Consider the following 26,969-nt stretch of genomic DNA (forward strand, 5'->3'; position numbering starts at 1 on the left):
ATTTGATTTTATCCATACTCACTAAAGCATGTCCTGGATTACGCTGATTATCAAAGCGGATGCCGAACATGCCGAGGTGCTAAGCGATGCATTGTTGAACCAGGGTGCGTTGTCGGTCGATATTCACGATGCCGCAGCCGATACTCAAGATGAGCAAATGCTGTTCGGCGAACCGGGCGAGCCAAGTGGTGAAATCTGGCAGAATGCGGAAGTTTCAGCGCTATTCGAGCGAACGGCGGATATCGCCGGGATTTTTCAGAACATATCGAGTCTCATGCCTGATGGCGAGCAACTTGACTATCATGTGGAATGTATTGAGGAACAAGACTGGGTGCGGCTGACTCAATCGCAGTTTGATCCGATTCAAATTTCTCATCGGCTCTGGATTGTTCCGACTTGGCATGCGTCTCCGGATCCTGCGGCAGTCAATTTGATTCTTGATCCCGGATTGGCTTTTGGCACCGGCAGTCATCCAACTACGCAATTATGTCTTGGTTGGCTGGATCAAAATCTGAATCTTGGCGATAAGGTAATTGATTATGGCTGCGGTTCCGGGATACTCGCCATTGCAGCGTTGAAACTTGGCGCGTCGCATGTAACCGGCATCGATATCGATCCGCAAGCTATTAAAGCCAGTCAAGATAATGCATTGCGAAATCAATGTGACCCTTCAAAATTTCTCTTTGTGACAGCACAACATGCGCTGGGATCGGATGCATCATCGGGCGATCCTGTTGATGTCGTTGTCGCTAATATCTTAACAAATCCGCTGATGTTGCTGGCGCCGGTACTTGCGCGTGCGGTCCGCTCCAAAGGGAAGATTGTGTTGTCAGGAATTCTTCAAGAGCAAGCTGAAGAGGTCAAGCAAGTCTATCAGCAGTGGTTTGACATGCGCACTGTTACATCGCAAGAAGGCTGGGTGCTGTTAAGCGGAAGCAAAAAGTGAAATAATGCCCCTGTCTTGATCTGGGAATAACCTCGGTTGGAATGTACTCCGATAACCTGTTACTAAATAACAAACCGTTCAAAATGACGAGTCTTACATGGCATTGGTAACTTGCTGTCCGAGTTGCAGCACTACTTTTCGCGTTCATGCGGCGCAATTGCAAGCACATGGCGGCGATTTGCGTTGCGGACAATGCCAACGGGTATTTAACGGTTTCGCTACACTGATAACCGCGCACGAGTCAACCATCGAATATCCGCTTACCGTTCGGTCGCAGCCTGCTGTCGCACCTGAATCATTCACTGAGAACCATGACGTCGGTCCGGATTCAGACGCAACCATTCATCCGGTACCCGCTCCTGCAAGTGAACCCGATGCACCGGAGTCACCCGATTCATTGTTTGACGATGGAGAACAGGCCAAACGATCATCGCCAATGCTGCGGATTGCGAACATTCTGCTACTGCTGTTGCTGGTTGGGCAAATAACGCATCATTACCGGACGGAATTGACGGTGATTGCACCATATTCCAGACCGTATTTGGAGCAATATTGCGCATTGCTTAAGTGTACGATTCCTTATTCGCAAGATATTCGCCAAATTGGCATCGAATCGTCGGATCTGCAGAAAAACCCTGCCGGCGAACCCGAAGTTACTACCATGCATGCGACCATTCATAATTTCGCATCGTTTCCGCAAGCTTTTCCGGCATTACAGCTCGTATTGCTTGATGCCCAGCAACATGTCATAACCAGCCGTATTTTTACGGCGGATGATTATTTGCAAGAAGAAGATAGGCAGCGATTATTTATTGCGCCGCACCAGGATATTGAAATACGCCTGGATTTCGATAGCACGGAATTAAGTGCATTAGGGTATCGCTTATTGTTACTATATCTTTGAAAGTATGCCGGAAGTTATGCAGCGTGACATCAAATTACTGCAATAATATTCGCATTTTTTGCCATTATAAGCGTGCCAGCAATAGCTGATGGATTTCGTGATCGTCGAGCACAATCGGATTGGTTTTCATACTGTTACCGCGGCAATTGGCAATGACTTTATTGAGATTGGCTGGTTGCAATCCATAATGCGACAGCCGTGGCAAATTAAGCTCGTTGGTCCATTGTGTCAGTTGAGCAACCAAAGCGTTAAAAGCGGCATCGGGATCGATAAATCGCTTTTCACACAATATCTCGGCGACATGCAAATATTTTGCCAGCGCTTGATTACCAGGGTCTCGAGCGAGCATTGCTTCAATATTCACCTGTGTCGCTGCTGCAACCAAGGTGCCGCAAACAACGCCGTGCGGAATCGGATAAAAAGCACCGAGCGGGGAAGCTAAGCCATGCACCGAGCCTAAACCGACTTGCGCCAAAGTAATCCCCGAGAGCAGTGCAGCATAGGCCATTTTCTCGCGATGTTGCGCTAGTTCGCCCTGTTGGTGATATAACGGCATTAATGCATTACGTGCGGCTTGCAGACCGCTGATCGCAAGCGCATCGGTAAACGCGTTAGATTTGGTGGATACATATGATTCCAGCAGTTGCGTTACTGCATCCATACCGTTGGCGGCAATTACGCCGGGAGGACAACTGGACAGCAAATCGGGATCGACGATGGCATATTCAGCAACCAGTTTGTCGTGACGGAATGATTTTTTGAAACCGTTCTCACCTTGTACGCTGAGTACCGCATTTTTTGTGGCTTCACTACCGGTTCCGGCGGTTGTGGGTACGGCGATGAATGGTATGGCAGGGCCCTGGTATGTTAACTCGGGGCCGACGCCTTCCAAATAATCCATTACGGAACGTTGTATTTTCAGCAATCCTGCTACGGCCTTGGCGGCATCCAGCGTGCTACCGCCACCGATACCGGCGACAGCATCAAAAGAATCGGCAGCATATTGTTTAACCAGTTCGTCGATTAATCCCGGGGATGGCTCTTCGGCAATCGTGCAATGCTGCCAGATAATGGATCGTTGCCTAAGTTCACTGAGCAAGATGTTCCAGCCGTCGGTGTTGACGAATGAACGCGCACCGGTTACCAGTAAAACGTGTAAGCCGTAGCTGGATAGAATATCCGGTAATTTTTTGATGGTTCCGCAACCGAATTCGATGCGTGGTAGCCGTGCAACGGAAAAATTAAACATCAATCGACTATCTCCGGGAACAAGCCTTGATACGGCACACCTCGGCGTGGCTCGGCCATCCAATCCGCGACGGTATCCCGCCACGTCAGGTAATGCGCGGTTTCTTTATGAGCTGCAGCATCTTGCTGAGTTTTATAAGCTTCGTAGAAAACAAATTTGGTCGGATCGGTGGCGGATTGCAAGATATCAAATCGAATATTTCCTGATTCACGAATTGAGTTTTCATGATTTAAACGACAAGCATGCTTGAACGCATCAACTTTATCCGGCTTCACGGATGCATAGACGATTGTTACATACATAGCCGATTCCTTTTCGAATAATGGATGATTCTTATTGTACTACGATCTAAATTTTGTTTTTCAAGCGAGGAATTGTGGGTTACTTATACAAATTTTTTATACGATGGGATTAGTGGGTCTATTAAGTGCTTTGAAGTTTTACCGATTAAGTAAAATCACATTTTGTGTTCGTTCTGTCAATTTTTAAGCATTTTCATGTCCAATAAAAATGTCGGCACATCCTCTCTGTTAAATCGCTTAGCCTCTTTAACGACGATTCGCGATATCGAGCTGTTTGAGCTTAGCCTGTTAAAAACGCTGGCTGAGTTACTAAAAGTCAATCAGATATCGATGTATAAACTGAATCCGGATAACAAAACATGCTGGTTGTCCACTTATTCAACCAGGCTGATTGAAGATGGCAGTAAACGGCGATTTTCAGAGTCTCAAGAAATTTATACGTCGGAAATAATAATTCCGAATGAAATCAGATCGGCACAGCTCTGGATAGAAACAACAAAGAAACCTTATATTCACGGACAATCCTAGAAATTTCTAGTGGTTTATCCGGTTCTGGCCGCCAGTAATAAAATCGAGAGTATGTTGACTTTTGAGTTGCCGCACATGCTCACCGAGAGCGAGATGCTCATTATTACAAGCTTGCTGAGCATTACGCATAATTTCCGCAGTTTATTGGATGAAAGTCAGAAAGATAAATTGACTGGTTTATTGAATCGTCAAACATTTGAAGCGAACATCAATAAAATCAGCTCGCTTACTTTGAATTCCGAGCTTGGTCAATATCAAGACACCAGTAATCGGAATCGCAGGAGACCTAAAACTGGCAAGGAAAAATTTTGCCTCGCTATCATCGATATCGATAATTTCAAGTCGATCAACGATAAATTCGGTCATGTGATGGGGGATGAAGTTTTATTGTTACTTTCTTATGTGATGAAGCAGAATTTTCGCGCAAAAGATTTATTGTTTCGTTTCGGCGGAGAGGAATTCGTGGTGATTTTCCTTGCGCCTGGCAAAGAAGAGGCTTGTCAAGTTTTAGAGCGTTTCCGCACAAAAATTGAGGCCTATCGTTTCCCGCAGATCAATGCGATCACTGTCAGCATTGGGGCAACCTTGATTGGTGAAATGTACCATTTAGCGTCTGAAATTCTTGGGCGAGCTGATCAAGCGCTTTATTATGCAAAACACAATGGCAGGAATCAGCTACATTTCTATGAGACTTTACTTGAGAGTGGCTGCATTGATGACAGAAAAGAAAGTGGTTCCATTGATTTCTTCTAATTTTTATTAGTGATTACCACCGGTAGAAAGGTCCATAAAATCCTCCGCGATAGAATGGGTAGTAACCGGGATAGTAAGGGTAGGGTCCGTAGTAAGGGTTATAGTAATTGTGATTTGACACTTTGGGCCACAGATATATCGCTGTAGCATTTAGCAGCGGAACACGGATGATTCTTTTGCCGACTGTCAATTCGGTATCACCGGCAATTATGCCGGCAATCGTAATTTCTTTGTCTTTGGCATATACCGCAGGATCGAGAAATGCCTGGCTTTTTACAACGAAGCGGCCTTCACCGGCCCTGTACGTTTGCGGACGGCCTGTATAATCCAGCGGGTAGAATACGATTTGCAACATACTGTTATGTTCTTCATTATCGACATCGATAATTACGCCACCCCAGCGCACCGGAACATCTTTGAAACTATTCGCATCAAGACTCACTTGTTGATAGGAAATCTCGGTAGCCGGTGCATTGGCGATGGAAGGCGGCAGTCCGGCACAGGCGCTAAGCAGCAAAACGGGTAATAAAAAGAGAATTTTCATGATGCCTCCCGGATAAGATCAATGACTCGTAAATGGTGTCACAATTCAATATTTCAACAAAATAGTGCTCACATATTCATGGGTGCAATTCATCAATCCTTAGCGGGGTCAAATTCTTGACATACAGCGATAATAAGATCGAATGGAATTGTTCAGTATGGCCTATTAATTAACCGGCGCCAAAAGGTCAATCATACTGTCATGCCGGAATGGTAGAATACAAACTGATCGCCAATTTCGTTATTATTGGCAGTCAATTTCAACGAATGATCGCGACGTTTATCATAGAGGGTGGAATGATTCGCTGTCTCCATATTGCTTTCGCATTGTTAATTCCGCTGCTGCTTTCCGCTTGCGCCAGTAAAATGCCGGAGAAGAAAGTGCTGGATGCGGCTGTGAAAGCGGCTGCGCCGACCCCTTTTGAACAACTGACTTTCAAAGCGGAAGCGAGAACTGTTTTTGAAGATCGCGGCAAATTTATTATGCTGGAAGGCAGCAAATGCATGCAGCGCGATAACGGCGCAGAACCGGTAATCATCACGCAGTGGCTTGAGATGCCGGGTTATGTGGATAACGGCACCGTGGTGCTCAATGGCTGGGATCTACGCTATTTGAAGCAGGATCGTGAAGTCAATTCATTGCGCGCCGAGATCAGCCGCAGCAAACTGGTGAAAAACACAGGCTCGACCTTCTTGGTATTCGAAGCGCAAGGCAAACTGGACGATCAAAATCGCAACGATGCCTTTGAATTTTGTGTGTTTTTTACCGCGTTCGGGTATCGTGCAGCCGAAGTCGATGCAGTCGTCGATGAAGATAACGCCGGGATTGAAGCGACGATGCTACAGGATGAAAAACAAGGTGCGGTCGCTACTCTGGAAAGTAGCGGTCATAAAGGTATGGTGCGGCGATACGATGCGTTGGCGATCATACCGCGCGGTTTCGGTTTTGAATTTGCCAATCGTTTTGAATGCGAATGGCGTTGGTTGCCTTGCAAATGGAATGATCGCGTCGATTATCCGTTGCTGCAAATGGCTTATAATCTAACACAAACCAGTGCCACGCCCAATCAGTCCGGAAACCCGAATTGGGCTACACAGACCATTTTCAAAGACAACGGCATCCGCACCCATCGCATCAAAACCCGTGCGGCATTGATTCATGGCCGCAGTATTAAAGTGCGCGGGGATTTCCTGGCGCTGAATCCCCGCAACGGTAAAGCCGATACTTGCCGCAAAAGCGTCGACGGCGTAGTCCGTACCCAAACCTTTCAAATTGATGAATTACCTTACGATTACGCCATTCCGATGCTGACCGGCTGGGATTTGACCAACGAATGCGAACAACAAAGACTGCAGCGCGCCGGTATCTGGATTCACGATATCCGCCTCGATCCGCATTCGCACCGGCTGGAATATAAAGTATCGTCGATCCTGCGTGACCAAGACGGCGCACCCAGTTTCAATAGTGCGCACCGCGTCACCGTATTGGGACTCAATCATCAGTCGTCATCGGCACAGCAGCGGCCACCGAGGTTTCAGTTAAAGATCCGGGATTAGTCCGGATACTAGGTGTTTAGTCCCACGATGTGCTGGGATGGGTCAACATGGTAATCCTCCCAGAAAATAACAGGAGTCAAAAGTAGAATTTTCTAGTACTTTATGGAGAGGAGATTCTGCGATGAAGCAATCGAAATTCAGTGACAGCCAGATCATGGCGATACTCAAACAGGCAGAGGCAGGGGTGCCGGTACCTGAGCTGTGTCGTGAACATGGCATGAGCAATGCGACATTTTACAAATGGCGCAGTAAATACGGTGGAATGGATGCATCGATGATGTCCGAGATGAAGGTTTTGCAGGAAGAAAACCGGCGCTTAAAACGGATGTATGCTGAGATGAGCATGCAAAACGAGATTCTGAAGGATGTTTTAGGAAAAAAGTAGCGCGGCCCTCACCACGAAAGGCTCTGGCGCGTCAGGCGGTTTGTGATCGACAGATCAGTATCCGCCAGTCTTGCGCGATCTTCGGGATCAGCGAGACGTGCTATCGCTATGAGGGCAAACGCAATGCGGACAACGAGCGCATTGCCGACTGGTTACTCCGTTTGACACATGCCCATAAAAGATGGGGTTTCGGCTTGTGTTTTCTGTATCTGCGCAATGTGAAAGGGTTTACATGGAATCACAAACGGATTCACCGGATTTACTGTGAGCTTGAGTTGAACCTGCGGATAAAGTCGCGCAGGCGGTTGAAACGAGCCAAACCGTGTCCTCTGGCGGTTCCGGACAAGCCCAATGTCATATGGTCGATGGATTTTATGGCAGATCAGCTCAGCAGCGGGAGGTCATTCCGCACATTCAATGTGCTGGATGATTTTAACCGTGAGGGGCTGGGGATCGAGGTTGATCTCTCGCTTCCGGCGGCACGCGTGGTACGCAGTCTGGATCATATCATCGAATGGCGCGGCAAGCCTGATATGCTCCGCTGTGATAACGGGCCGGAATACATCAGTGGCTTGCTAGCTGCCTGGGCGGCAAAGAACGGCATTCAGCTGGAATTCATACAACCCGGTAAACCTCAGCAAAATGCCTATGTCGAGCGTTACAACCGCACCGTTCGCCATGAATGGCTGGAAATGAATGCGTTTGACACGATCGAACAGGCACAAAACACTGCTACAAGCTGGCTATGGACTTACAATAACGAACGCCCTAATATGGCCATCGGCGGCATCACACCCGCCATGAAACTGGCGCAAGCCAAAACAACGTTAAATTCTACTTCCTAATCCCTCTAATTTGGGGAGGATTACCCTGTTCTATATGGGTCTTAGTTGGTCCTGAGTGGTCTGGATGAGACCTTAAACTGGCGGAGAAAGCGGGATTCGAACCAGCAGTTTAAATTGATGGTGTCATATTTATCAATTAGTTATAATTGTAATGTTGCCTAAGGATAAGCATAAATTGGCATGTTTTGGCATAGTTTGGGCAACATTTAGGGCAACATTTTTTGTGATTAACAGAGGATTTTCGGTTTATCTGTTCCAATTAAAAACGAATATGTTATAGGTTTCAGCTTGTCAGATATATCACTAAGTGCTATATTTCATTTAGGATAGATACAGGATGGTCGTTTATAAGACGCGATGGTTTGATCGTTGGGCAAACAAACAAGGGTTAACCTCGTCCAGTCTTTGCGCAGCCGTACATGAGATGACAGAGGGACTGCATGATGCCGATCTCGGCAATGGACTGCTGAAAAAACGAATTGCGCGACCAGGGCAAGGAAAGAGGAGCGGTTTTCGCACGTTGGTCGCCACCAATAAAGGAAACCGTTGGATATTCTTATTTGGTTTTCCGAAGAACGAACGTAGCAACATTGACAAAGATGAAGAGGTAGCCCTAAAGCTGTTGGCTGCTCACCTGCTGTCACTGACAACACAGGCGCTCGATCAAGCACAACATGCGGGAGAATTAATGGAGATTAACTGCGATGCGCAAAACTAAATCAACCATTCTCGAGGCTGTACATGACACGGCCAAGGGCTTACACAAGGCTGATGTGCTGGATCAGGTTACGCTGCATGAATTCGACCGATTGTGCTTGCCGCCTATTGAATCGTTAGGACCGGAGCAGATAAAACAAATTCGCGAAGCCACACGTGTCAGTCAGGCGGTGTTTGCTGCCATACTAAATACTAGTGTTTCGACAGTACAAAAATGGGAGATTGGACAGAAACGGCCAACAGGCACCGCTCTTAAGTTGCTATATCTTGTGCAGAAACGCGGTCTGGAAGCTGTCGTCTGAGTGGGTTAATTTCCTTCTTTTGCAGCAATCTATGTGCTTGCGCGGTAGTGTTCAATACCAAGGACCAGAATATTTCCTGCAACCGAATGCAAGCTTGCCTACTCGTTTACGATATGGCATGTTACATGACATCACCTGCAGCGCTTTTGAGAAAGTTTTGGGGCCTGTAGTAGATTAGTTTAGATGCTAAGCTAATTGAATGAAGATAAGTCATTGTGGATTATTGAAGAAAATACAATCAAGGCTGCTGGAGTATTTTGTGTTGGAGGTTACAGCAAGATCGGTAGCCGATATACTGGAAATATAACTCAATAGTGCAGCACTGTTTTATCGCAAAATACGGGAAGTAATTGTTTACCATCTGGAGCAGGAATCTCACGAAATTTTTGATGGTGTGGTGGAATTAGATGAAAGCTACTTTGGCACTTAGATGTCGTTTAGGGTAATGGGTGTCCATTCCATTAGGCTACAACGGCATTGAAAACTTCTGGAATCAGACTAAATGCGTCTTAAGAAAATACAATGGTATTCCTAAAGGATCATTTCCACTATTTCTCAAATAATGCGAATTCAGACTCAACTATGGAACTCTTAAACAACAACTAAAAGTACTTAAACTTTGGACTCAGATTTAACCGGATCTACTACAATCCCAAGTTTTTTCCAAAAAGCCCATTATTCTTCATGTGCCTGAATCATTGGCTCCACTGTATTGCGCTGTTTGATTTTCTTTTTGATTGCTAACATCACTGTTCGCCTGGCACCTGTAATCCATACCTTGACTCCCTCTGTCAGTCCGTGACGCCGGTAGCCACGGTCGGTGTAAATTTCCTTCGACGGTGTGCATGTTCATAACCGGCGTGAAATGAAAGTTTCGAAGCAACCTCGACTTGTCTGAGACTTAAGACTGATAAGCATTATCGGTTAGCTGAATCGCCCCGGGTTTTCCGGAGACTATTTGTCTTGAGTCAAACCGTGTCGGTTGACTCCCCTGGTTGTCGATAATATGCCATTTCAAATTCTGCTGGCGGAATATTTCCGATCGGTTCCAGTAATCGGCGATTGTTAAACCAATCCACCCATTCCAAAGTGGCAAACTCCACATCGTCGATATTACGCCAAGGGCCGCGATGCCGAATAACCTTGAAGTCTTGAATAACTAAGTTAATTGTTTCGGCCAGTGCATTGTCATAAAGAATCTTCGACACTGCCAACAGAAGCTTCAATATTGGCTTCACGTTCCGTAAGGAAGTGAATCGATGAATATTGGCAGCCGCGGTCGCTGTGATGAATTAATTCCTTACTCTCGACGCGCCCAATGCCTGTTCTGTCAACAGACGACCCCGGTTTGCAATGACCGGCTAACACGCCAACCAACAATATAACGGGCAAAAACATCGATGAGGAAAGCCACATAAACAAATCCCGACCACGTTGCAACATAGGTAATATCTGCCACCCACAATTGATTGGGTCGGGTTGCTGTAAATTGCCGGTTAACCTTGTCGGTTGGCCGATAGAGTGAATCATCCGCAACAGTCGTCCAACATTTCTTGCCGCGCCGGATACCTTGTATCCCAAGGTGCTTCATCAATCGCTCGACTGTGCAGCGAGCAGCACCAATGCCTTCTCGCAACAATCGTTGCCATACGGGCGCCATAAACCCGAAAGTTGCTTTCCCAACCCGCTGTATTTCCAGTTCTAGCTTCATGTCCCGCTTGATGCGATCGGGCAACAAATCCGGATCTCGCCCACGCCTTTTATTTTCGTAATAACTCGATGGGGCAATCTGTATTTGTCTGCAGATTGGCTCGACCCCGTATTCCGCCTTGTTTTTTTCGACAAATACCACCATCATTTCGATCGGCGGTCGAGCTCCGCCTGCGCAAAATAAGCCGATGCCTTACGCAATATTTCGTTAGCACGCTTTAATTCCCGGTTCTCCCGTTCCAATTCCTTGAGCCGTTCACGATCCGATGTCGACATACCTCCCCGAATTCCCTGATCCGCTTCCGCTCTTCTTACCCAGGTCCGCAATGTCTCTGCTGTGCAGCCAATCTTCGATGCAATCGATTTGATTGCCGACCATTGCGATTCATGCTCTTTTTGCTGCTCAAATACCAATCTTACCGCTCGTTCCCGTACTTCCGGTGAATAACTGATTTGATCTTTCATCTTTCCCTCCTCTCAAATCATTTTATCTCCGGAAAACCCGGGGCGATTCATTTTGCACTATATCGCCGTGTTTTATAACAACCAAAGACTGCATTCATACCTGGATTACAGAAGTCCAAACCAATATGAAGCAGAAGCAGCAAAATCGATAAAAGCAGCTTAACTGAGGTGTCCGGTTTTACTTGACCAGGTCACTACATATGTTGACTCGTGCAGATGTGCGTAATTGGGTGGCTAGCATGGATTGCTCGAATAAGAGGATTATTAACATCTTGAGTCCACTACGCGCCGCCCTGCAAGATGCTCAACATGATGACCTAATACCGGTTAATCCGCTGTTTGGATGGACATACAAACGCAATGAACCGCCAAAAGAGAAGATATACGTTGACCCGTTTAATGCAGAAGAGCAAGCGGCAATAATCAATGCTGCTGCAGGATCAACAAAAAACCAGTGCACTGTGTTTTTTTGGACTGGGATGAGGACCTCAGAGCTAATTGCCCTAGAATGGACGGATATTGACTGGAAACGGAAGAAAATAAAGATTAACAAGGCACATACCTACGCTGCCAAGAATGACGAATCCACAAAAACAAAATCAAGTAATCGGGAAATAGACATGCTTCCGCATGTGGAGGCTGCACTGATCAATCAAAAGCTACATACGCTATTACAAGGCGGAAAAGTATTCTTAAATCCGCACACCAGCAAACAATGGACTGGTGATCAACAAATCAGGAAAGGATGCTGGATTCCATTATTGAAAAAAGCCGGGGTGCGTTACAGAAATCCGTATCAAACACGTCAAACTTTTGCATCAATGATGTTGTCGGCTGGTGAGAATATAGCTTGGGTATCTGCGCAAATGGGTCATTCTAATGTGTTAATTACAGCTAAAACATATGCTCGCTGGATTAACAATAATGAGCAGCATGGGGTAAAAGGCAGTCGAGATGTATGGGCAACATTTGGTCAGCATTGATAAATAGCTTATTGATTATGCTGTAAATAATGGCGGAGAAAGCGGGATTCGAACCCGCGGTACGGTTTGAGCCGTACACACGCTTTCCAGGCGTGCACCTTCAACCACTCGGTCATTTCTCCAGGTTGTCATACAATTGGGGGCCAAGAATAAACCAGATATCATTTTCGGGCAAATTTGTTTTTGCAGCGGGCGGTGCTTGTTTTTGCTATTCGAGAAATTTCCAGATTGAAAAAGTCGCGCCTTGTCCGATGGTGGCGCCGCCCGGCTTATGGATCGTCCAAATGATCGCTTGCTCGACCAGAAAACGTTTGCCGCTGCTGGAAATTCTAATGCCACGGTAATCTGAGATATAGCCTTGGGTTTTTGCTTGTTCCAGCATGTGGGCGCGTTCTTCGCGGTTTGGCGGCTCGGCGGTGAGGCGTGACGGCGTTTGCGTGAATTGCTGCCAGTCCATTTCCCATAACACTAGCGCTGCCTGATTTCCGTAATTCAGAATCGGATCCGCTTCGGTGCTGTGCGATGCGACGACAAATGGACTGTGGAATAGCCGGTACGCTTGTTCCTGTGCCGTGCCGCTTCGATCAATAAGCTCGTGCCGGAGCCAATGGGCATAGCTGTCGAGCAGATATTGACTCCATTGCACTACCGGTGGATTATTCCAATCGTTTCCCATAGTCGCTTAAACAATTACCGGTAGCGGGGGATACGATGAATAGTGCGATAGCAGTCAGTATGATTCATGGTGTTCTAACCACTTTTTCTGAGGATAGTATTGCGAGCTTCCGGCAAAGTCCCCGGATAGTCTTTGCTAAAGTGCAAGCCACGGCTTTCGTGACGAAGCATTGCGCAACGTACGATCAAGTCGGCGCTATCGACCAGATTACGCAATTCGAGCAGATCGCTGGTAACGCGGAAATTCGTATAGTACTCATTGATCTCTTCGCGTAGCAGCTCGATCCTGCGCTGCGCGCGTTGCAGCCGTTTCGTGGTGCGCACGATACCGACATAATTCCACATGAAGCGGCGCAATTCATCCCAATTGTGGGCAATGACAATTTCCTCGTCCGCGTCGGTAACCCGGCTTTCGTCCCAATCGGGGAGCGGCGGTGGCTCATTGGCGGGTTGGTTGATAATATCGTCGCCTACGGCTTGCGCCAATACCACGCACTCGAGCAGTGAGTTGCTTGCCAAGCGATTTGCGCCGTGCAAGCCGGTATGTGTGGTTTCACCGATGGCATAGAGATTGCTCAAATCGGTTCTGCCATGTCGGTCGGTCATAACACCGCCGCACGTGTAGTGAGCGGCCGGAACAACCGGTATCGGTTCTCGGGTGATGTCGATACCCAATTCCAAACAACGTGCGTAAATCGTCGGAAAATGTTCTTTTAGAAACTCTGTCGGTTTATGCGAGATATCCAGATAAACGCAATCCAGGCCGCGTTTTTTCATTTCAAAGTCGATGGCGCGCGCGACGATGTCACGCGGTGCGAGTTCGGCGCGTTCATCATGGCGGGGCATGAAACGATCGCCGTTAGGCAGTTTCAATAATCCGCCTTCTCCACGAACCGCTTCGCTGATTAAAAAAGACTTGGCATGGGGGTGATAAAGGCAGGTCGGGTGGAATTGGATGAACTCCATATTGGCGATTCTGCAACCGGCTCGCCAGCCCATCGCGATGCCGTCACCGGTGGCGGTATCCGGGTTGGTGGTATAAAGATAAACTTTATTCGCGCCACCGGTTGCCAATACCGTATTTTGAGCGATAAAAGTGAGTACCTGATCATTTTTCTTGTCGAGAACATAAGCGCCGAAGCAACGCTTCTGCCCGGTATTTTTATAATCCGGCAGTTTGTCGCTGGTAATCAGATCGATCGCGATATGATGTTCTAAAATGTGGATATTCGGATGCGCCCGGATCTGCCGGATCAACGCTTGCTGCACGGCTTTACCGGTAGCGTCCCCGCTATGGATGATGCGCCGGGTGCTGTGGCCGCCTTCTTGCGTGAGGTGATATCCGGTTTCGTTGTTTGGGTCCGAAGTGAAAGCAACACCCTGGTTAATCAGCCAATGTATCGCCGCTGCCGCATGCTCGGCGACAAATCGGGTGATTGCTTCGTCGCATAAACCGGCTCCGGCGACTAAGGTGTCGCGCACATGCTGTTCGGGAGAATCCTCATGGGATAGCGCGGCTGCGATCCCGCCTTGCGCCCAGGAACTGGCGCCGGAGTCCGCCGCTTGCTTGGTGATGATGCAGACTTTTTGCTGACTCGCCAGATGCAATGCCAGGGAAAATCCAGCCAATCCGCTGCCGATAATGAGCGTATCGAAATAGTTGTTAGACATTCAATCGATTAATATTTCAAGTAATTAAGTTACTTCCACCCATGCCGGGCGATTAAAACCCAAAGTCGCCAAAATTCCGGTCAAGCAACCGAAACCCATGCATCCAAAAAATGTTCAGGAATAGCAAACGTCGTGATTATTGCAGCCGAAAATTAGCAAATCCAATTGCTTTGCAGTCAGCGAAGAATCGTAACACAATCGTAACATGTAAACCCGCAAGGATGGGGATTAAGACCGGTTTGGGATGGGTGAAAGCCGGTTTAAAGTCGCAAATTTCACTCCGCGCTAAAATTCACAATGCGCTATGGTTGCGTCGTTCGTCGGAAACCGGACCACGGCAAAGCGGGAAGTAAGATGCAGATCAAGCTTGCAACGTTACCCAACTCACTTCGCATTCCCCCGATTCTGCCGCCACAAACGCCGATTCCCCGATGATGGTGACGGAGATATCCATTGTGCGTTGCGCCAATTTTGCCAGCGTCTGAATTTGCGGCCAATCGAAGCGGAAGAGAGTTGCGGTCAGCACGGCGAATTTTGCTTGTTCTTGCGTCCACCAGACATTCGATTTGGAATTGAAACTGTACACTTTGACAGTTTGGGCGATGCGAGTGGCTTTCTTGATGTGCTCCGGGGCGGGTTCGCCGACATCGATCCATAAGCCGATCCGGCCATCCGCAGTATGCGCCCAGAGATCAGGCTCTTCCGCGGTGCTCAAGCCTTTGGTAAACAGTAGCGATCCCTCGGCGTTGATGCAAAACGCGAGCATGCGCGCCATCATGCGTTCGATCGTTTCAGAGGGATGCTGCGCAACGGTTAAACTGAGCGTATCGTAATAATTGCGATTGAGATCGGTCAACGCAATTTTGAATTTATAGATGGTCGGTTTTAAGGCCACGGTCTCACCAAAGTGTGATTATTTCAGCCACTGATTGTTACAGATCATTCAATTCCCTGCGATCGCAAGTAATCCTCGTAATTACCCCTGAAATCCTTGATGCCGTCCGGTGTCATTTCAAGAATGCGCGTGGCCAGCGAGGACACGAATTCACGGTCGTGGGAAATGAAAATCAACGTGCCGGTATATCGTTCCAACGCGCTGTTCAGCGATTCAATCGATTCCATATCGAGGTGGTTGGTCGGTTCGTCCATCAGCAACACATTGGGTTTCTGCAGGATCAGCTTACCGAACAGCATGCGGCCTTGTTCTCCGCCGGAAATCACGCGCGTGGATTTTTTTACGTCGTCGCCGGAAAACAATAACCGCCCCAGTGTGCCGCGAATCGTTTGATCGTCGTCACTACCTTTTCGCCACTGATCCATCCATTCGGTCAGCGACATGTCTTCGGCGAAATCCGCCGCATGGTCTTGCGGGAAGTAACCGGGATTTGCTTTATCGGTCCATTTGATCTCGCCGTGATCCGGCGTTAAGTCACCGGCCAGGCAGCGCAGCAGCGTGGTTTTACCGATACCGTTCGGGCCGATGATGGCGACTTTCTCGCCCGCTTCGATGTTCAGATTAAAATCCTTGAACAGCGGTTTGTCCATGTCGGGGAAGGCCTTACTAATGGCCAGGATGGAAACGGCCAAGCGATGCAGTTTTTCCTTGTCGTGAAATTCGAAGCGGATAAACGGATACTGACGGCTGGATGGTTTGACGTCCTCCAGCTTGATTTTCTCGATCTGCCGCGCGCGGCTGGTAGCTTGCCGGGCTTTCGACGCATTGGCGGAGAAGCGGCTGACAAACGACTGTAGATCGGCAATCTGCGCTTTCTTTTTGGCATTATCGGCCAGCATGCGCTCGCGCACCTGGGTCGAAGCGGTCATGTAGTCGTCATAGTTGCCGGGATAAATGCGTAATTCGCCGTAATCCAAATCGGCCATGTGCGTGCACACGCTGTTCAAAAAATGCCGGTCGTGAGAAATGATGATAATGGTGTTCTTGCTGTCGTTGATCACATCTTCCAGCCAGCGGATGGTATTGATATCGAGGTTATTGGTCGGCTCGTCGAGTAACAGGATGTCCGGATTGGAAAACAATGCCTGCGCCAATAACACGCGCAATTTATAACCCGGTGCGACGGCGCTCATCAAGCCTTGATGCTGAGAAGAAGGGATGCCGACACCGAGCAATAGCTCCCCGGCGCGCGCTTCCGCCGAATAACCGTCCAACTCGGCAAACTCGGATTCCAGTCCGGCAGCGTGCATATAATCGTCTTCGGTGGCGTCCGGATTGGCGTAAATGGCGTCGCGCTCCTGCTTGATGCGCCATAAATCCGCGTGTCCCATCATCACCGTATCGATCACCAAATAGTCTTCAAACGCGAACTGATCCTGACGCAACTTGCCCACCCGCTCGCCACTGTCGACCGAAACATTACCAGCCGTCGGCTCCAGATCGCCACCGAGAATTTTCATGAACGTCGACTTACCGCAACCGTTCGCGCCGATCAACCCATAGCGGTTACTCCCGCCAAATTTAACGGAAACATTCTCAAATAGCGGCTTAGCGCCGAATTGCATGGTGATATTGGCGGTTGTAATCAAAGTGGATACCTGCGGATGATGGTTACAAGAAAGGGGCGCACATTCTAAACGTTTTTCAATGAAATTGCTGGGTTATGGTGGGTGTTGATATCAATTGCGTGTAACTGGGATTGAAGGGTATGCTTCGCAAGAATTCAATTTTTCGGTATGGAACTACTACTTTGTTTGAGTTAAATTATATTATCGAGAAAAGCAATAGCGCACCAATGCAGTTCTTGAAAAGCTTCTTCCTTCGTCTTACTAAGTTCCACGATAGGCTATGGATCATTATTTATTCTAATGAATAACGAAACAAAAATTGTACATTGGTGGGAAATGGTTCTGCTCATCGCAGCATATGTAATTCCACTATTCTTTTGCTACTACAGCTATTTAACTGGTGAGGGCCATTGGTTTTCGCGTTCTGGTTCACTAATGGTAATCCTTGGCGCTTTTCTCGAATATAGGAATTTTGGCATCCAACAATACCTCCGTGAGAAAAGAGATGAGACATGGAAACCAGATCCAATAATAGTCAATCAATTAAGGTCGCGGAAACCTTTCGATATTTCAATATTGACATCCTTAGTGCTTGGAACAGCAATATGGGGTTACGGTGATTTGCTATTCAGGAATACATAAAATATGAACCCGCGTAAGGCGAAAGCTGAAAGCGTTCCGCCCGCATGATTTGACGGATCACCCTTCGGGCATCCGTCCTACGAAGCTTCATCTCATCCGCTGAATTAATCAATTTTCCTAAATGCAAAGGAAATATGACATGACCAAGATTGCAAAGAACACGATCTGCCTCTGGTACGAAAACGACGCCGAGGGCGCTGCGCGATTTTACGCCGAGACATTCCCCGATTCGTCAGTCGGCGCGGTGCATCGCGCACCGGGGAATTATCCATCGGGTAAGGAAGGGGACGTATTGACGGTCGAGTTCACCGTGATGGGCATCCCGTGCCTCGGACTCAATGGCGGGCCTGCGTTCAAGCACAACGAAGCCTTTTCGTTTCAAGTTGCAACCGAGGACCAAAGTGAAACGGATCGTTACTGGAACGCAATCGTCGGCAACGGCGGCCAGGAAAGCGAGTGCGGCTGGTGCAAGGACAAGTGGGGTATCTCTTGGCAGATTACACCGGTTGCCCTGACGAAAGCATTCACCAGTCCCGACCGCGCGGCCTCCAAACGCGCATTTGATGTGATGCTGACAATGAGAAAAATCGAAATTGCCACAATCGAAGCGGCATTTCGTGGTTGAGATGCGAGCGATCTGATAACCCGCATAAGAGGCTGGAATCAATGGGGCAGGATTCCATCGATTATCTTACGTGGGTAAATCCATCCAAGGGTTAATGATTGCAACGTTGCAGCCGGTAAAGTCTTTAACATTTCGTGTGGCAATTGCCGCTTGTTTGCTGCTGGCGATGGCGGCGATCATCAGATTCACGGCATCGGTATTGATTCCACTGCTTTCGCACGCTGCGGCAATTTCACCGTAGCGATAGACCGCTTCTTCATCAAAGGGAAAAATTCTACCGCTGAAAGCTTCCGCGATAAAATTCAAGAAATTGACGGTTAATTGAGTGCGTCGTTTACCCTCCGGCAATCGTGCCAACCCTCGTTGAATTTCTGCAATGGTAATTGCGGTGATCGCAAGATGAATCGGTTTTTGCGCTTTGATCCATCGTTTAACATTCGCGTCGGGTTGTTCGCGCATCAATTCCGAAATGACATTGGTATCCAGAACAATCATGCATCAAAATCAATGGTCTGACGCTTTGTGCCACGTGCTGGCAGGTCAAGTTCCACGCCATGTTTTGCACCAAAGTACTTTTCCGCGATTTGCGCAATGTCGGCGGACTTGAATTCGTTGGCTAGCGATGCCTTTTGCAGAATATGGCGCACGTAGGCTTCCAGGGAAACGCCCGCTTGAGCCGCATGCATGCGCAGCAATTCTTTGGTTTTGTCGGGTAAATCCCGGATCGTGATACTGGCCATATTTTTCTCTTGAAGAATGTGCAAAAGATGCAATCAATGATGGCAAACTCAGACGATAAAATCAAGCAAGCAAGGCAGATAAGGTAGCAGGTCTTGCATTAACACATGACGCCAGAATCAGCGCGGCAAGTTGAGTACTATTGAATTCCCCGTACAAAAAGGAAATACGCTCAACAATCACGCAGAAACCACAGAAGAAGTTGTGTTCACTGAATTTTAACTTTTTACCAAATACGTTGGATGCCATAGTGATCAAACAGATGCTCGTTACTGATGAGCGGTATGTTCAAGGCTTGTGCTTGTGCAATCAGCATGCGATCAAACGGATCGCGGTGCGGGCCGGGTAAGCTGCCGGCACGTAAGGCGTGATCGGCTGTGATGTCGAGCGGCGTAAATCCCTGATTGATCACACAAGCAAGAAAATTTGCTGCAACGGCTTGAGCGCCCGGTAATTTACCGATACGCACTTTGGTGGCAATTTCCCAGGCGGATGCCGCACTAATCAGGATGCGGTGTTCATCCGTTTCAATCCAACGGCGGGCAACGAGTGACAAATGTTCGTCGCCGTCCAACCACCACAGCAAGGTATGCGTATCCATCAAAGCTTGCAATTATTGCTCCCAAGCCGCCAATTCTTCGTCCGGCAACGGTTCAAAAAAAGCCTCGGTGACCGTGGCTTTGCCGCGCATGACACCAAATTGGCGCTTGTGCGGCACTGAATCCACAGGGACCAATTTAACGACAGGATTCTTCCCTTTTGCGATCACGACTTCTTCACCTGCGCACGCTTGCTCGATGAGCTGAGAAAGATGGGTTTTGGCGTTGTAAATGGTGTAAGTTTTCATCGATTGGTTCCAAGTTGACTAGGAATAGTTAGTCAGGAATTATACTTTTTGCGGCTCACCTCAACAAGAACAAAAAGGGCCGTACTTTGCGTTCACATGAAAATCACAAATAATGAAAAACGCTAATCAATGAAACCCCGCCAGCCGCATAGATGAGCGGGCTATCCCAAGTATGGGGAGAAAAAGCTTCGGCTAGCGTAATCAGGATCGGCATGACCAGTAGTGCCGCCAGTAGCTGAGTAGCACTGAAATATTGCTGAAACGCCAGTATTGCAATCACCGTTGTCACAAATACGCATGCGCTACCGAGATAGCTTCGAACATACTGTTGCTTGGTAAAAAGCGCATAAGTGCTATATTTTTTCTTGCCAAATCGTATGCCGACGGGTTCCGCAAGCCCATCGCCGATGCCATTGGCAATGATGATGATCATCACGAGCGGCAGCATTTCACGGCTTTCGAAATAAATCAGCAACGGGATCAATACCAGGTAACTGGCAATAAACTGGGTGTACAACCAAACCAAGGTGAATGGCCGATCTTCCGGTCGATCAAACGAGCTGAACATGACCGAAAGCACCCGGGAGTTATTTCGCATGGGTTTGATGAAGCATGTCAGAAAAACAAATGCGCCGATTAAATCGATGAGAAATGTTGCCGGACTGTACGGGTATTCAATGATTAGTGACAGTAACGAAGGCAGGAAGAAGAATGCGAAATGGTTAACTTTGCGCGTGTAGTTAACTTTAACATTGCGATGAATGACCAGTAATCCGCACGCATAATGAATCAAAAACAGTAACGCGTAGAAAATGGCGTGATGCACCCAGAATTCAAAGGGAATCGGCATGTGCGAATGGACTATGGCTTCATCAGCTTAATCGAGATAACGGTTTTCAGTATCGCATTGTAGCTGAATATTGGAGCATGACCGGTTAGATAAACGTATCGAGAGCACCAGGAGCAAATCGCTTGCGCAGGCAATGAATCAGCGTTTCCTCAGGTGCGGGGAATAATTCCCGCTTTCTTGCACGCCGGTCTCGATAAAATAGAATCCAAGTACCGCGCCACCTCGCGATAGGGTGAGAAATCGAATTCGCCGCCCAGCGCATAGGACAAAACACCCGTCATATTGATATCCGCGACGGTAAATTTGCCGGCCACCAAGAAATCTTTATCGGCGAGATGGTTGTTCAATACTTCAAGCGGTTTTTTCAGTTTCTTCTCAGCCACCTGGATGATGTCCGGATTTCTAACTTTCGCATCCAAAACCTTGCGGTGCAGAATCAGATCCACGCAGGCGGTTTCCATTTGCGTGACGGCGAAAAGACTCCATTTGTAGATCTGTGCTTCGTCTTCCAGTCGATCTGCCCACAGCTTCCCCGCGCCGTATTTTCTCGCCAGATAAAAATTAATCGCCATCGCTTCGGTCAGCACCAGATCGCCATCGACCAGCGTGGGTACCTGCGCCAGCGGGTTCAGCTTTAAATACCCGGGTGCATCCTTCTCTTTCTCGAAGGGGTTGATCCGGACATGCTGGAAATCCAAGCCGAGCTCCGCCAGCGTGAACAAACCATATTTCGCGCGTGACCATTCAATGCCATATAAAGTAATCATGATTTTGCTTGTAGCTTCCCTAACGCTTGTAATTGCATCGCGGATTCATTATTGCATGTGTTATGGTGGATGTTGATCCAAAAACTCGACGATCCTTCTTGCAACTTCACTGTGATGAGGTTTACGATTATGATAAATATATAAAGAATAAGAAGATAAAATGGATGCTAAAAAATTAGCTAATACGCTTGGCGTAATATATCGCGTGCGTCATTTCGAATGTCTTATTGTAGGATGCGTTTGATTGGAAAAAGGGGGATATACATGTTGTGTGAAATAGAAGATTTTTATCAAACAACCGATGGGAATGATTGGTCCCCTGCAATCGAAAGAGCACAAGTCAATTTCCATGCCACGAATGATCCCAACGATCCACGCGGGTTCACGCTCCTTTTTCGTTCCAGAGAGTATCGTTTTACTAGTTCCATCCAACTCATTCGCGGGATGAAGTTGACTGGTTCTGGAGGACAAAGTTTTGCTGGTACGCGATTTCTGTTTCCTGCAGGAATAAGCGGAATCATTTGTCATAGACCGGCGACTGCTCCAACGCCGGCTTATGGACGCGGGGATTGGTCGATCGTTGAGTGCTTACAGATCGTAGCAACAGGCAGGACGAATACTACTGCCGCACACGGAGTGGTCATGTACGCAATGATGGCCTTGCGTGACGTCTACATTGAAGGATTCGGGGGAGACGGAATTCACATCCAGGCTGGTGACAGTGAGAGGCTGGGAACGAACGCGGATGCCTGGCAGATTTACAACTGCCGAGTCGAGTTATGTTCAGGTAATGGGTTGTTATTACAAGGTAGTGATGCAAACGCGGGCTGTGCAATCGGATTACATTGTTCTGACAATGGTGGTTGGGCGATTCGCGATGTCAGTAAGGTCGGAAATACTTTCATTGCCTGCTCATCGCATGAGAATGGAAGAGACGAGAGTGGTGATCCCCTCGTGCCCCGACTTGCATTCCAAGCCGTTGCACAGGATGAAGGCTCAACTATTCCACGCTCGTTATTCCTGAATTGCTACTCGGAGGGGCGTTCTGAAATTGATGCTCCCAACATTGTATTGGGGGGATATATGGATATCAAGGGAAATGCCATCTGGTTACAACCAACAGATCTTGCGAGTTTTTCCAATGGTGTTCGAGGATTTAGTCCGATGGCATCTACCAAAATAAACCCTACAATGAAGAAGATGGTCAGTTGTAGTCTCGGTACAGCGGAGCAAATTCCCGCTGCACTTGATCTCCAAGCCTATGACGAGCAAGGGCAACCTATAGCTGCCCCATACCAACTGATCTACGAGCTTTGGCAAAAGGGCTGGTGGGAGTTAAGTTTTGCGAGATTGAATGGCAGCACACCGCTGCGCTTCAGCACTCAAGCGGCAGCGGAGGGCGACAGTCAGCTGTGGTTTGAACAAGGATTTTACATTGGGCTTATTGAGCGAGGCGAACGGGTACGTCTTCAGACGCGTAGCATCCCACCAACTGCAGGTTATTGGCAAAAAGGAGATAGAATCTTGAATGTGGATCCAGTTCCAGGCGATCCTCAGAAAGGCTTTGCAGGCTGGATTTGTATCGAATCTGGAACCCCTGGGACATGGAAGGGATTCGGTTTGATCGAGTCGTGATGAAAGAAACAGCACGATAGGTTGGAATGACACCAGGAATCCGTGTAACTCGTATAAGGCAGAATTTGAAAGCATTCCGCCAAATGAGCATGATGATATAGCTTGGCATTGGTTTTGATTTAACGAATCACCCATCGGGCATCCGTCCTACGAAGCTGAAAAAAGCCACCAAAACGATCAATCCATCACATCCTTACCGATTAGGATTCCGGCTCAGTTTGTAACTAATTTGATACTCCGCACCTTCCGCTTCGATGATGAGCGATGATTCCCTGCTGTTTTCGCCTTTTTTCAATGCCGGAATCGTGGCGGTGAAGGGACCGTCGTCGTCATCGCCGCTGTCGAGTTCGAACACGGTGATGTTGAGCCGGTCGCTGAACGCGGTGTTTCTCGGGTAATAAGAATTGAGCATGCGCCGTTCGTCGTCGTCGAAGTCTTCGTCGGTGAAGTCGAGGAAGTTGGTCGCCATGTCGTCGGCGGTTAGGGTGAGGTGGATTTCATCCGCGCCGAGGCCGCTTTGATCTTCGATGCTGTAGATTTCCAGGTGATTCAGGTAGGAAATGCTGTAGCGGTAACCGGCGAGAAATTCGAAATCCGTTATCTGGCTGCGTTCCAGCAGCATGTAAACATCCTGGATGTCGGCGGCGCGGTCATAGCCGATCAGCGTGAGCGCGTCTTCGTTCGTTACTTGCTCAAAAGGCGCTGGCGCGGCGATGCCTTCGAACAGGCTGAGGCGGATTTTCCGGTTGAAGTCGTTTTGGATGTAAAACTCCACCCGGTAAGGATTGCCGCTCAGCAATTGCTCGGCCAGCGGCGCGCGGAACCAGCATTCGTCGTTTTTGCCGTTTTTCTGACCCACGGGTAAGCGCGGGTCTTTGGGGTCGTCGTTCGGCAATAGGCCGATAGCGAGGAAACGATTCTCGCCGGTGTGTTTGATGAAGGAAAAAGCGATGCTGCCGGTGAATTGCTCTTTTGTTTCAGTGGCTTTCAGGCGGATGAACATCGGTTTATGCACATCGACCTGATCGCCCGTTTCAGCAAGCTGGAATTCGTGCCGCAGACCGTTTAGCCAGTCGAGGTCGAGTCCTATTTCTGTCCATTTGACTTGATTGTACGGGTCGATTTTGGTCGACATAGCGTTCTCAAAATAAAACGCGGCTTCCAGATTGGGCGAGTAAGTGAAGGTGTAGGTGCCCGGTTCGCGGATATAAATCCACTGGAACACGCCGGGGGAAGGGATTTTCAGGTCGTTGGCGATATTGACTTTGACCGGTGAATCCGGCGTCTGAAAATGCCTGAAGTCGCTTTGCAGTTTGGCTTGATTCGGTGTGTTGTACGGAAATTGCCAATGTACTTGCGCCAAAATGCCTTTGTGGTCGCTTTGGATTCGTTCGAATGCCATATCCAGCGCGGAGAAATTCGACGGCAGAATGCGCATGTGTTGCGCCACCAGATGGCGCGGCGTTTCGCCCACGGCATCGGTGCGTTGCTTCGGAAAGCAGATGTAATCCAGCCGCTCTTTCAATCCCGCCGGCAAATGCTCGCCTTCTTTCAGGTTGGTGTTGGTCAACCCCGGATCGGCTTCCATGAAAGCGCCGGGCGGCGTCATGAACGTGCGCCAGCCGTCGATCAGTTGCTCGGTGAAAATCAGATGGTTTTGCCGGGCGGTAATGCCTAGCGAGGAAATATTGTACGGGCCGCCGTTATTGATAAACACGTTGGTCCATTCGCCATGGCCATCGGTGGAGTAGGGCGGCGTATCGCCGCGGATGTTCAAATCGCCGAGCACGATGACCTTATCCCAATTGGTGTTGTTTTCCGGCGCGCCGAGGAGGTCGATCAAAGCGCTTTCGATGACTTTCAATTGCCGCAGGCGGATGATGTGGTGTTCGCCGACTTCGTCGTAAAACGCCTGCAAGTGTGTCAAGGCGATGGTAACGGCTTCAAAATGCAGGCCGGTGCTGATTTGAACGATGGCCACGCCTTTTTCCGCCCAACTGTCACTGCCAGCGCTCATCGGGTAAGAAAAAAGACTATTGTAGGGATAATACCGGCTGAGATTACCGGAAAAGTTTTTTTCCGACGGCGGCAATGCGAAGAACTCGAATTTGCTGAATATTGCCAGCCCGCCATCGTCCAGGTCGCCGCTGCCGCCGTCGAACGACACGATGTAATGCGGATACAGATGCTTCAATCCATCTTCCAGTATTTCTTTCGCATCTTCGTTATCCGCTTCGTTGAATACCACCACGTCGGGGTGCTCGTCAAACGCGAAATTACCGGGATCGAGTGCTTTGACTGCCGCTTTCGCGCGCCATTCGGCGTCGCTGTGCGGGCCTGCGGGCCAGGCCTGAGCCTGGATGTTCATGGTGAAGATTCTGAAATTTCGCATGATGGGATCGCTCTCAACGGTGGATGATTGACGATGCTGACCGGTCGGATATAAGAGTCGTGTTTACGGGGTGATTGCAGGGTGGTGCGATACGGCTTCGAGGAAGCTGCGCAAATGCGGTAACAGCAGCGATGGTTTTTCTTCTTGCACGGCGTGACCGACATCGCTCATGATGACGAGTTTTGAGTTCGGCAGATTTTCATGCAAGCGTTTGCCGACGGCTAGCGGCACGATTTCGTCCTCCCGGCTCCAGACAATCAGGGCAGGGATGGTAAGACTCGCGTAATTGTCTGAGAATTGCTGCAAATCAGTCGGCAGCATTTGCCGCGCCGAAGTGAGTAGCGCGTATTTGGCATCGGGTTTGCCGAGATCGGCGGCATAGTGGTCGACAGCCTCTTGCGGAATCAGATCGTCATTAAAATACACTTTTTGCAGAAGATCTTTTACTTGGAAGGTATTGGGTACTGCATAGGTGATTAATGGCCCCAATACCGGGGTTGCGAGTATTTTGACAAAACCGGGCAGTTCCTGCGGATAGGCAACGCTGTCGATGAGTACCAGGCTTTTTTGCAGGCCCGGATTGGAATTCGCTAAATAGATCGATACCGCTAACGCCACGCCGCCGCCATAGGAATGGCCAACGACGTGAAGATTCTTCAAATCGTTTTCGAGAATGAAGTTTCTGACCAATCGGGCCTGTTCGTAAACGGAATAGGCGTCATCGCGTGGCTTGGGTGAATCGCCGAAGCCTTTCAAGTCGATGGTGATGACCCGGTTCTTTTGCGCCAGCGGCTCAACGATATACCGCCAGCTATAGCTGCTTGCGCCAAAGCCATGAATCAGCAACACCGGTTCGCCGGTGCCAGTGCTCCAGGACGCCAATTCCAGTTCGTTGGTTTTGTCCGGGACGCGGTATTGTGTCCAGTCGGGAATGTTTTTATCCATGACCGCGCAGCCGCTGAAGATGAATACTGTCAGCAGCAGCGCGAGCTTTAGCGGGAGATTGTTTTTCATGTCAAAGCGCGGATCAGCATCGTCAGATCAAAGATGGCGCCGCCAAAAAAAGCGATTGCACCGAAAATTGGCAATACGGCAATGATATTGCAAGCTTTTTTCAGCCGGCTGGCTTCATCGTCATTTTCTATTTTCATATGGCGCGGGATGGATACGATCACATAGCTGATCAAGCAAAGAAAGATGATGTTTCCGATAGTGAGCGGTAGCAGGTTGGTCAGATAAATTTCCACGGGGCCGAGCGTTTGTTCCGAACAATGCCCGCATTTGTCGATCAACTCAAACATCATGTCGCGCCTGGCGTTGATGATTTGAAAGAAGCTCAGTGTGGTATTGACCGCGCCCCATAAAGCCGCCAATAACACAATCGGAAGTCCTAATTTATCCATAGCGAATGTTTA

Annotated in this window: 27 protein-coding genes, 1 tRNA gene, 4 pseudogenes and 1 other annotated feature; of the genes and pseudogenes, 14 read left to right on the forward strand and 18 right to left on the reverse strand. The window is 48.5% G+C overall.

Annotated features, from left to right (window positions below):
- Nucleotides 1-28: 28 nt before the first annotated feature.
- The gene (gene prmA, locus KF839_RS07835; RefSeq protein ID WP_292917287.1) at nt 29-946 is read left to right on the forward strand and encodes a 50S ribosomal protein L11 methyltransferase; all 918 of its coding nucleotides are present in this window, start codon (nt 29-31) and stop codon (nt 944-946) included.
- 97 nt (nt 947-1,043) lie between these two features.
- The gene (locus tag KF839_RS07840) at nt 1,044-1,850 is read left to right on the forward strand and encodes a zinc-ribbon and DUF3426 domain-containing protein (protein ID WP_292917288.1); all 807 of its coding nucleotides are present in this window, start codon (nt 1,044-1,046) and stop codon (nt 1,848-1,850) included.
- A 64-nt stretch (nt 1,851-1,914) separates the two neighbouring features.
- Here the strand turns inward: KF839_RS07840 and KF839_RS07845 are convergent, their stop codons facing one another.
- Nucleotides 1,915-3,099, reverse strand: coding sequence for an iron-containing alcohol dehydrogenase (locus KF839_RS07845; protein ID WP_292917289.1), 1,185 nt, complete (start codon nt 3,097-3,099; stop codon nt 1,915-1,917).
- Nucleotides 3,099-3,401 carry an antibiotic biosynthesis monooxygenase gene (locus tag KF839_RS07850; protein ID WP_292917290.1) on the reverse strand — a complete coding sequence of 101 codons (303 nt, stop codon included), beginning with the start codon at nt 3,399-3,401 and terminating at the stop codon, nt 3,099-3,101. The genes KF839_RS07845 and KF839_RS07850 overlap by 1 nt, the downstream gene beginning before the upstream one ends.
- Before the next feature lie 195 nt (nt 3,402-3,596).
- Here KF839_RS07850 and KF839_RS07855 point away from each other — a divergent pair, with 195 nt between their 5' ends.
- On the forward strand, nt 3,597-3,929 hold the full coding sequence (locus KF839_RS07855; RefSeq protein WP_292917291.1) for a hypothetical protein: 333 nt from the start codon (nt 3,597-3,599) through the stop codon (nt 3,927-3,929).
- Between the two features lie 9 nt (nt 3,930-3,938).
- Nucleotides 3,939-4,682: a GGDEF domain-containing protein gene (locus KF839_RS07860; RefSeq protein WP_292917292.1), complete on the forward strand. Its 744-nt coding sequence runs from the start codon at nt 3,939-3,941 to the stop codon at nt 4,680-4,682.
- Between the two features lie 13 nt (nt 4,683-4,695).
- Here KF839_RS07860 and KF839_RS07865 read toward each other — a convergent pair whose 3' ends face one another.
- Nucleotides 4,696-5,226 (reverse strand): Slp family lipoprotein, encoded by a 531-nt coding sequence (locus KF839_RS07865; RefSeq protein WP_292917293.1) that lies wholly within the window; start codon nt 5,224-5,226, stop codon nt 4,696-4,698.
- A 209-nt stretch (nt 5,227-5,435) separates the two neighbouring features.
- On the opposite strand from KF839_RS07865, the gene KF839_RS07870 reads away from it, so the two are divergent.
- From KF839_RS07870 to KF839_RS14885, 6 genes and pseudogenes are all read left to right on the forward strand, one after another.
- Complete coding sequence (locus tag KF839_RS07870; RefSeq protein ID WP_292917294.1) at nt 5,436-6,782, forward strand: hypothetical protein; 1,347 nt, start codon at nt 5,436-5,438, stop codon at nt 6,780-6,782.
- 121 nt (nt 6,783-6,903) lie between these two features.
- Nucleotides 6,904-8,012 (forward strand): IS3 family transposase gene (locus KF839_RS07875; RefSeq protein WP_416362357.1). Its coding sequence is split into 2 segments (ribosomal slippage): nt 6,904-7,165 and nt 7,165-8,012, totalling 1,110 coding nucleotides; the frame shifts between segments, so codons are not numbered across the junction.
- 337 nt (nt 8,013-8,349) lie between these two features.
- Nucleotides 8,350-8,730 carry a type II toxin-antitoxin system RelE/ParE family toxin gene (locus KF839_RS07880; protein ID WP_292917296.1) on the forward strand — a complete coding sequence of 127 codons (381 nt, stop codon included), beginning with the start codon at nt 8,350-8,352 and terminating at the stop codon, nt 8,728-8,730.
- Complete coding sequence (locus tag KF839_RS07885) at nt 8,717-9,031, forward strand: helix-turn-helix domain-containing protein (protein ID WP_108698661.1); 315 nt, start codon at nt 8,717-8,719, stop codon at nt 9,029-9,031. Before KF839_RS07880 ends, KF839_RS07885 begins: the two co-directional genes overlap by 14 nt.
- A gap of 199 nt (nt 9,032-9,230) precedes the next feature.
- Nucleotides 9,231-9,452, forward strand: a pseudogene (locus tag KF839_RS14880) (IS1595 family transposase); the annotation flags it as partial.
- A 49-nt stretch (nt 9,453-9,501) separates the two neighbouring features.
- A pseudogene (locus KF839_RS14885) lies at nt 9,502-9,666 on the forward strand (IS1595 family transposase); the annotation flags it as partial.
- Between the two features lie 333 nt (nt 9,667-9,999).
- Here KF839_RS14885 and KF839_RS07895 read toward each other — a convergent pair.
- A pseudogene (locus KF839_RS07895) lies at nt 10,000-11,206 on the reverse strand (IS3 family transposase).
- Nucleotides 10,812-10,928: a sequence feature (AL1L pseudoknot), on the reverse strand. Its footprint overlaps the pseudogene before it by 117 nt.
- A 49-nt stretch (nt 11,207-11,255) precedes the next feature.
- On the opposite strand from KF839_RS07895, the pseudogene KF839_RS07900 reads away from it, so the two are divergent.
- Nucleotides 11,256-11,369: pseudogene (locus KF839_RS07900) on the forward strand (IS3 family transposase); the annotation flags it as partial.
- Between the two features lie 109 nt (nt 11,370-11,478).
- On the forward strand, nt 11,479-12,189 hold the full coding sequence (locus KF839_RS07905; RefSeq protein WP_292917297.1) for a site-specific integrase: 711 nt from the start codon (nt 11,479-11,481) through the stop codon (nt 12,187-12,189).
- A 30-nt stretch (nt 12,190-12,219) separates the two neighbouring features.
- Here the strand turns inward: KF839_RS07905 and KF839_RS07910 are convergent.
- From KF839_RS07910 to KF839_RS07930, 5 genes are all read right to left on the reverse strand, one after another.
- A tRNA-Ser gene (locus KF839_RS07910) sits at nt 12,220-12,311 on the reverse strand.
- 86 nt (nt 12,312-12,397) lie between these two features.
- Entirely contained in the window at nt 12,398-12,865 is a 468-nt protein-coding gene (locus tag KF839_RS07915) for an MEKHLA domain-containing protein (RefSeq protein ID WP_292917298.1), read from the reverse strand.
- Between the two features lie 74 nt (nt 12,866-12,939).
- The gene (nadB, locus tag KF839_RS07920; protein ID WP_292917299.1) at nt 12,940-14,535 is read right to left on the reverse strand and encodes an L-aspartate oxidase; all 1,596 of its coding nucleotides are present in this window, start codon (nt 14,533-14,535) and stop codon (nt 12,940-12,942) included.
- A gap of 361 nt (nt 14,536-14,896) precedes the next feature.
- The gene (locus KF839_RS07925; RefSeq protein ID WP_292917300.1) at nt 14,897-15,430 is read right to left on the reverse strand and encodes a YaeQ family protein; all 534 of its coding nucleotides are present in this window, start codon (nt 15,428-15,430) and stop codon (nt 14,897-14,899) included.
- A gap of 44 nt (nt 15,431-15,474) precedes the next feature.
- Nucleotides 15,475-17,079 (reverse strand): ABC-F family ATPase, encoded by a 1,605-nt coding sequence (locus KF839_RS07930; RefSeq protein ID WP_292917301.1) that lies wholly within the window; start codon nt 17,077-17,079, stop codon nt 15,475-15,477.
- Between the two features lie 760 nt (nt 17,080-17,839).
- Between KF839_RS07930 and KF839_RS07935 the strand changes: the two genes are divergently transcribed.
- On the forward strand, nt 17,840-18,325 hold the full coding sequence (locus KF839_RS07935) for a VOC family protein (RefSeq protein ID WP_292917302.1): 486 nt from the start codon (nt 17,840-17,842) through the stop codon (nt 18,323-18,325).
- Nucleotides 18,326-18,391: 66 nt separating this feature from the next.
- Here KF839_RS07935 and KF839_RS07940 read toward each other — a convergent pair whose 3' ends face one another.
- The 6 genes from KF839_RS07940 to KF839_RS07965 form a co-directional block, all read right to left on the reverse strand.
- Nucleotides 18,392-18,820 carry a type II toxin-antitoxin system VapC family toxin gene (locus KF839_RS07940; protein WP_292917303.1) on the reverse strand — a complete coding sequence of 143 codons (429 nt, stop codon included), beginning with the start codon at nt 18,818-18,820 and terminating at the stop codon, nt 18,392-18,394.
- Nucleotides 18,817-19,065: a FitA-like ribbon-helix-helix domain-containing protein gene (locus tag KF839_RS07945; RefSeq protein WP_292917304.1), complete on the reverse strand. Its 249-nt coding sequence runs from the start codon at nt 19,063-19,065 to the stop codon at nt 18,817-18,819. The genes KF839_RS07940 and KF839_RS07945 overlap by 4 nt, the downstream gene beginning before the upstream one ends.
- A 224-nt stretch (nt 19,066-19,289) precedes the next feature.
- The gene (locus KF839_RS07950; RefSeq protein ID WP_292917305.1) at nt 19,290-19,676 is read right to left on the reverse strand and encodes a type II toxin-antitoxin system VapC family toxin; all 387 of its coding nucleotides are present in this window, start codon (nt 19,674-19,676) and stop codon (nt 19,290-19,292) included.
- A complete protein-coding gene (locus tag KF839_RS07955) occupies nt 19,677-19,910 on the reverse strand; it encodes a type II toxin-antitoxin system Phd/YefM family antitoxin (RefSeq protein ID WP_292917306.1) in 234 nt (77 codons plus the stop codon). It lies immediately after the preceding gene.
- 103 nt (nt 19,911-20,013) lie between these two features.
- On the reverse strand, nt 20,014-20,760 hold the full coding sequence (locus KF839_RS07960) for a hypothetical protein (protein ID WP_292917307.1): 747 nt from the start codon (nt 20,758-20,760) through the stop codon (nt 20,014-20,016).
- A gap of 149 nt (nt 20,761-20,909) precedes the next feature.
- Nucleotides 20,910-21,527 (reverse strand): glutathione S-transferase family protein, encoded by a 618-nt coding sequence (locus tag KF839_RS07965; protein ID WP_292917308.1) that lies wholly within the window; start codon nt 21,525-21,527, stop codon nt 20,910-20,912.
- A gap of 264 nt (nt 21,528-21,791) precedes the next feature.
- Between KF839_RS07965 and KF839_RS07970 the strand changes: the two genes are divergently transcribed.
- Nucleotides 21,792-23,162 carry a hypothetical protein gene (locus KF839_RS07970; RefSeq protein WP_292917309.1) on the forward strand — a complete coding sequence of 457 codons (1,371 nt, stop codon included), beginning with the start codon at nt 21,792-21,794 and terminating at the stop codon, nt 23,160-23,162.
- 193 nt (nt 23,163-23,355) lie between these two features.
- Here KF839_RS07970 and KF839_RS07975 read toward each other — a convergent pair whose 3' ends face one another.
- The 3 genes from KF839_RS07975 to KF839_RS07985 all read right to left on the reverse strand — a co-directional run bounded on the left by KF839_RS07975 (nt 23,356) and on the right by KF839_RS07985 (nt 26,957).
- Nucleotides 23,356-25,554 (reverse strand): endonuclease/exonuclease/phosphatase family protein, encoded by a 2,199-nt coding sequence (locus KF839_RS07975; RefSeq protein WP_292917310.1) that lies wholly within the window; start codon nt 25,552-25,554, stop codon nt 23,356-23,358.
- Between the two features lie 63 nt (nt 25,555-25,617).
- A complete protein-coding gene (locus KF839_RS07980) occupies nt 25,618-26,568 on the reverse strand; it encodes an alpha/beta fold hydrolase (RefSeq protein ID WP_292917311.1) in 951 nt (316 codons plus the stop codon).
- Nucleotides 26,565-26,957 (reverse strand): hypothetical protein, encoded by a 393-nt coding sequence (locus tag KF839_RS07985; protein WP_292917312.1) that lies wholly within the window; start codon nt 26,955-26,957, stop codon nt 26,565-26,567. The genes KF839_RS07980 and KF839_RS07985 overlap by 4 nt, the downstream gene beginning before the upstream one ends.
- Nucleotides 26,958-26,969 lie beyond the last annotated feature (12 nt).

The organism is Nitrosomonas sp., assembly GCF_019635155.1.
Taxonomy (GTDB): domain Bacteria; phylum Pseudomonadota; class Gammaproteobacteria; order Burkholderiales; family Nitrosomonadaceae; genus Nitrosomonas.

What these genes read in the sequence shown, in the direction of transcription:
- prmA (WP_292917287.1), top strand. Translation starts at nt 29, where the DNA reads ATGTCCTGGATTACGCTGATTATCAAAGCGGATGCCGAACATGCCGAG.
- KF839_RS07840 (WP_292917288.1), top strand. Translation starts at nt 1,044, where the DNA reads ATGGCATTGGTAACTTGCTGTCCGAGTTGCAGCACTACTTTTCGCGTT.
- KF839_RS07845 (WP_292917289.1), bottom strand. Translation starts at nt 3,099, where the DNA reads ATGTTTAATTTTTCCGTTGCACGGCTACCACGCATCGAATTCGGTTGC.
- KF839_RS07850 (WP_292917290.1), bottom strand. Translation starts at nt 3,401, where the DNA reads ATGTATGTAACAATCGTCTATGCATCCGTGAAGCCGGATAAAGTTGAT.
- KF839_RS07855 (WP_292917291.1), top strand. Translation starts at nt 3,597, where the DNA reads ATGTCCAATAAAAATGTCGGCACATCCTCTCTGTTAAATCGCTTAGCC.
- KF839_RS07865 (WP_292917293.1), bottom strand. Translation starts at nt 5,226, where the DNA reads ATGAAAATTCTCTTTTTATTACCCGTTTTGCTGCTTAGCGCCTGTGCC.
- KF839_RS07870 (WP_292917294.1), top strand. Translation starts at nt 5,436, where the DNA reads ATGGTAGAATACAAACTGATCGCCAATTTCGTTATTATTGGCAGTCAA.
- KF839_RS07880 (WP_292917296.1), top strand. Translation starts at nt 8,350, where the DNA reads ATGGTCGTTTATAAGACGCGATGGTTTGATCGTTGGGCAAACAAACAA.
- KF839_RS07885 (WP_108698661.1), top strand. Translation starts at nt 8,717, where the DNA reads ATGCGCAAAACTAAATCAACCATTCTCGAGGCTGTACATGACACGGCC.
- KF839_RS07915 (WP_292917298.1), bottom strand. Translation starts at nt 12,865, where the DNA reads ATGGGAAACGATTGGAATAATCCACCGGTAGTGCAATGGAGTCAATAT.
- nadB (WP_292917299.1), bottom strand. Translation starts at nt 14,535, where the DNA reads ATGTCTAACAACTATTTCGATACGCTCATTATCGGCAGCGGATTGGCT.
- KF839_RS07935 (WP_292917302.1), top strand. Translation starts at nt 17,840, where the DNA reads ATGACCAAGATTGCAAAGAACACGATCTGCCTCTGGTACGAAAACGAC.
- KF839_RS07940 (WP_292917303.1), bottom strand. Translation starts at nt 18,820, where the DNA reads ATGATTGTTCTGGATACCAATGTCATTTCGGAATTGATGCGCGAACAA.
- KF839_RS07945 (WP_292917304.1), bottom strand. Translation starts at nt 19,065, where the DNA reads ATGGCCAGTATCACGATCCGGGATTTACCCGACAAAACCAAAGAATTG.
- KF839_RS07955 (WP_292917306.1), bottom strand. Translation starts at nt 19,910, where the DNA reads ATGAAAACTTACACCATTTACAACGCCAAAACCCATCTTTCTCAGCTC.
- KF839_RS07960 (WP_292917307.1), bottom strand. Translation starts at nt 20,760, where the DNA reads ATGCCGATTCCCTTTGAATTCTGGGTGCATCACGCCATTTTCTACGCG.
- KF839_RS07965 (WP_292917308.1), bottom strand. Translation starts at nt 21,527, where the DNA reads ATGATTACTTTATATGGCATTGAATGGTCACGCGCGAAATATGGTTTG.
- KF839_RS07970 (WP_292917309.1), top strand. Translation starts at nt 21,792, where the DNA reads ATGTTGTGTGAAATAGAAGATTTTTATCAAACAACCGATGGGAATGAT.
- KF839_RS07975 (WP_292917310.1), bottom strand. Translation starts at nt 25,554, where the DNA reads ATGCGAAATTTCAGAATCTTCACCATGAACATCCAGGCTCAGGCCTGG.
- KF839_RS07980 (WP_292917311.1), bottom strand. Translation starts at nt 26,568, where the DNA reads ATGAAAAACAATCTCCCGCTAAAGCTCGCGCTGCTGCTGACAGTATTC.
- KF839_RS07985 (WP_292917312.1), bottom strand. Translation starts at nt 26,957, where the DNA reads ATGGATAAATTAGGACTTCCGATTGTGTTATTGGCGGCTTTATGGGGC.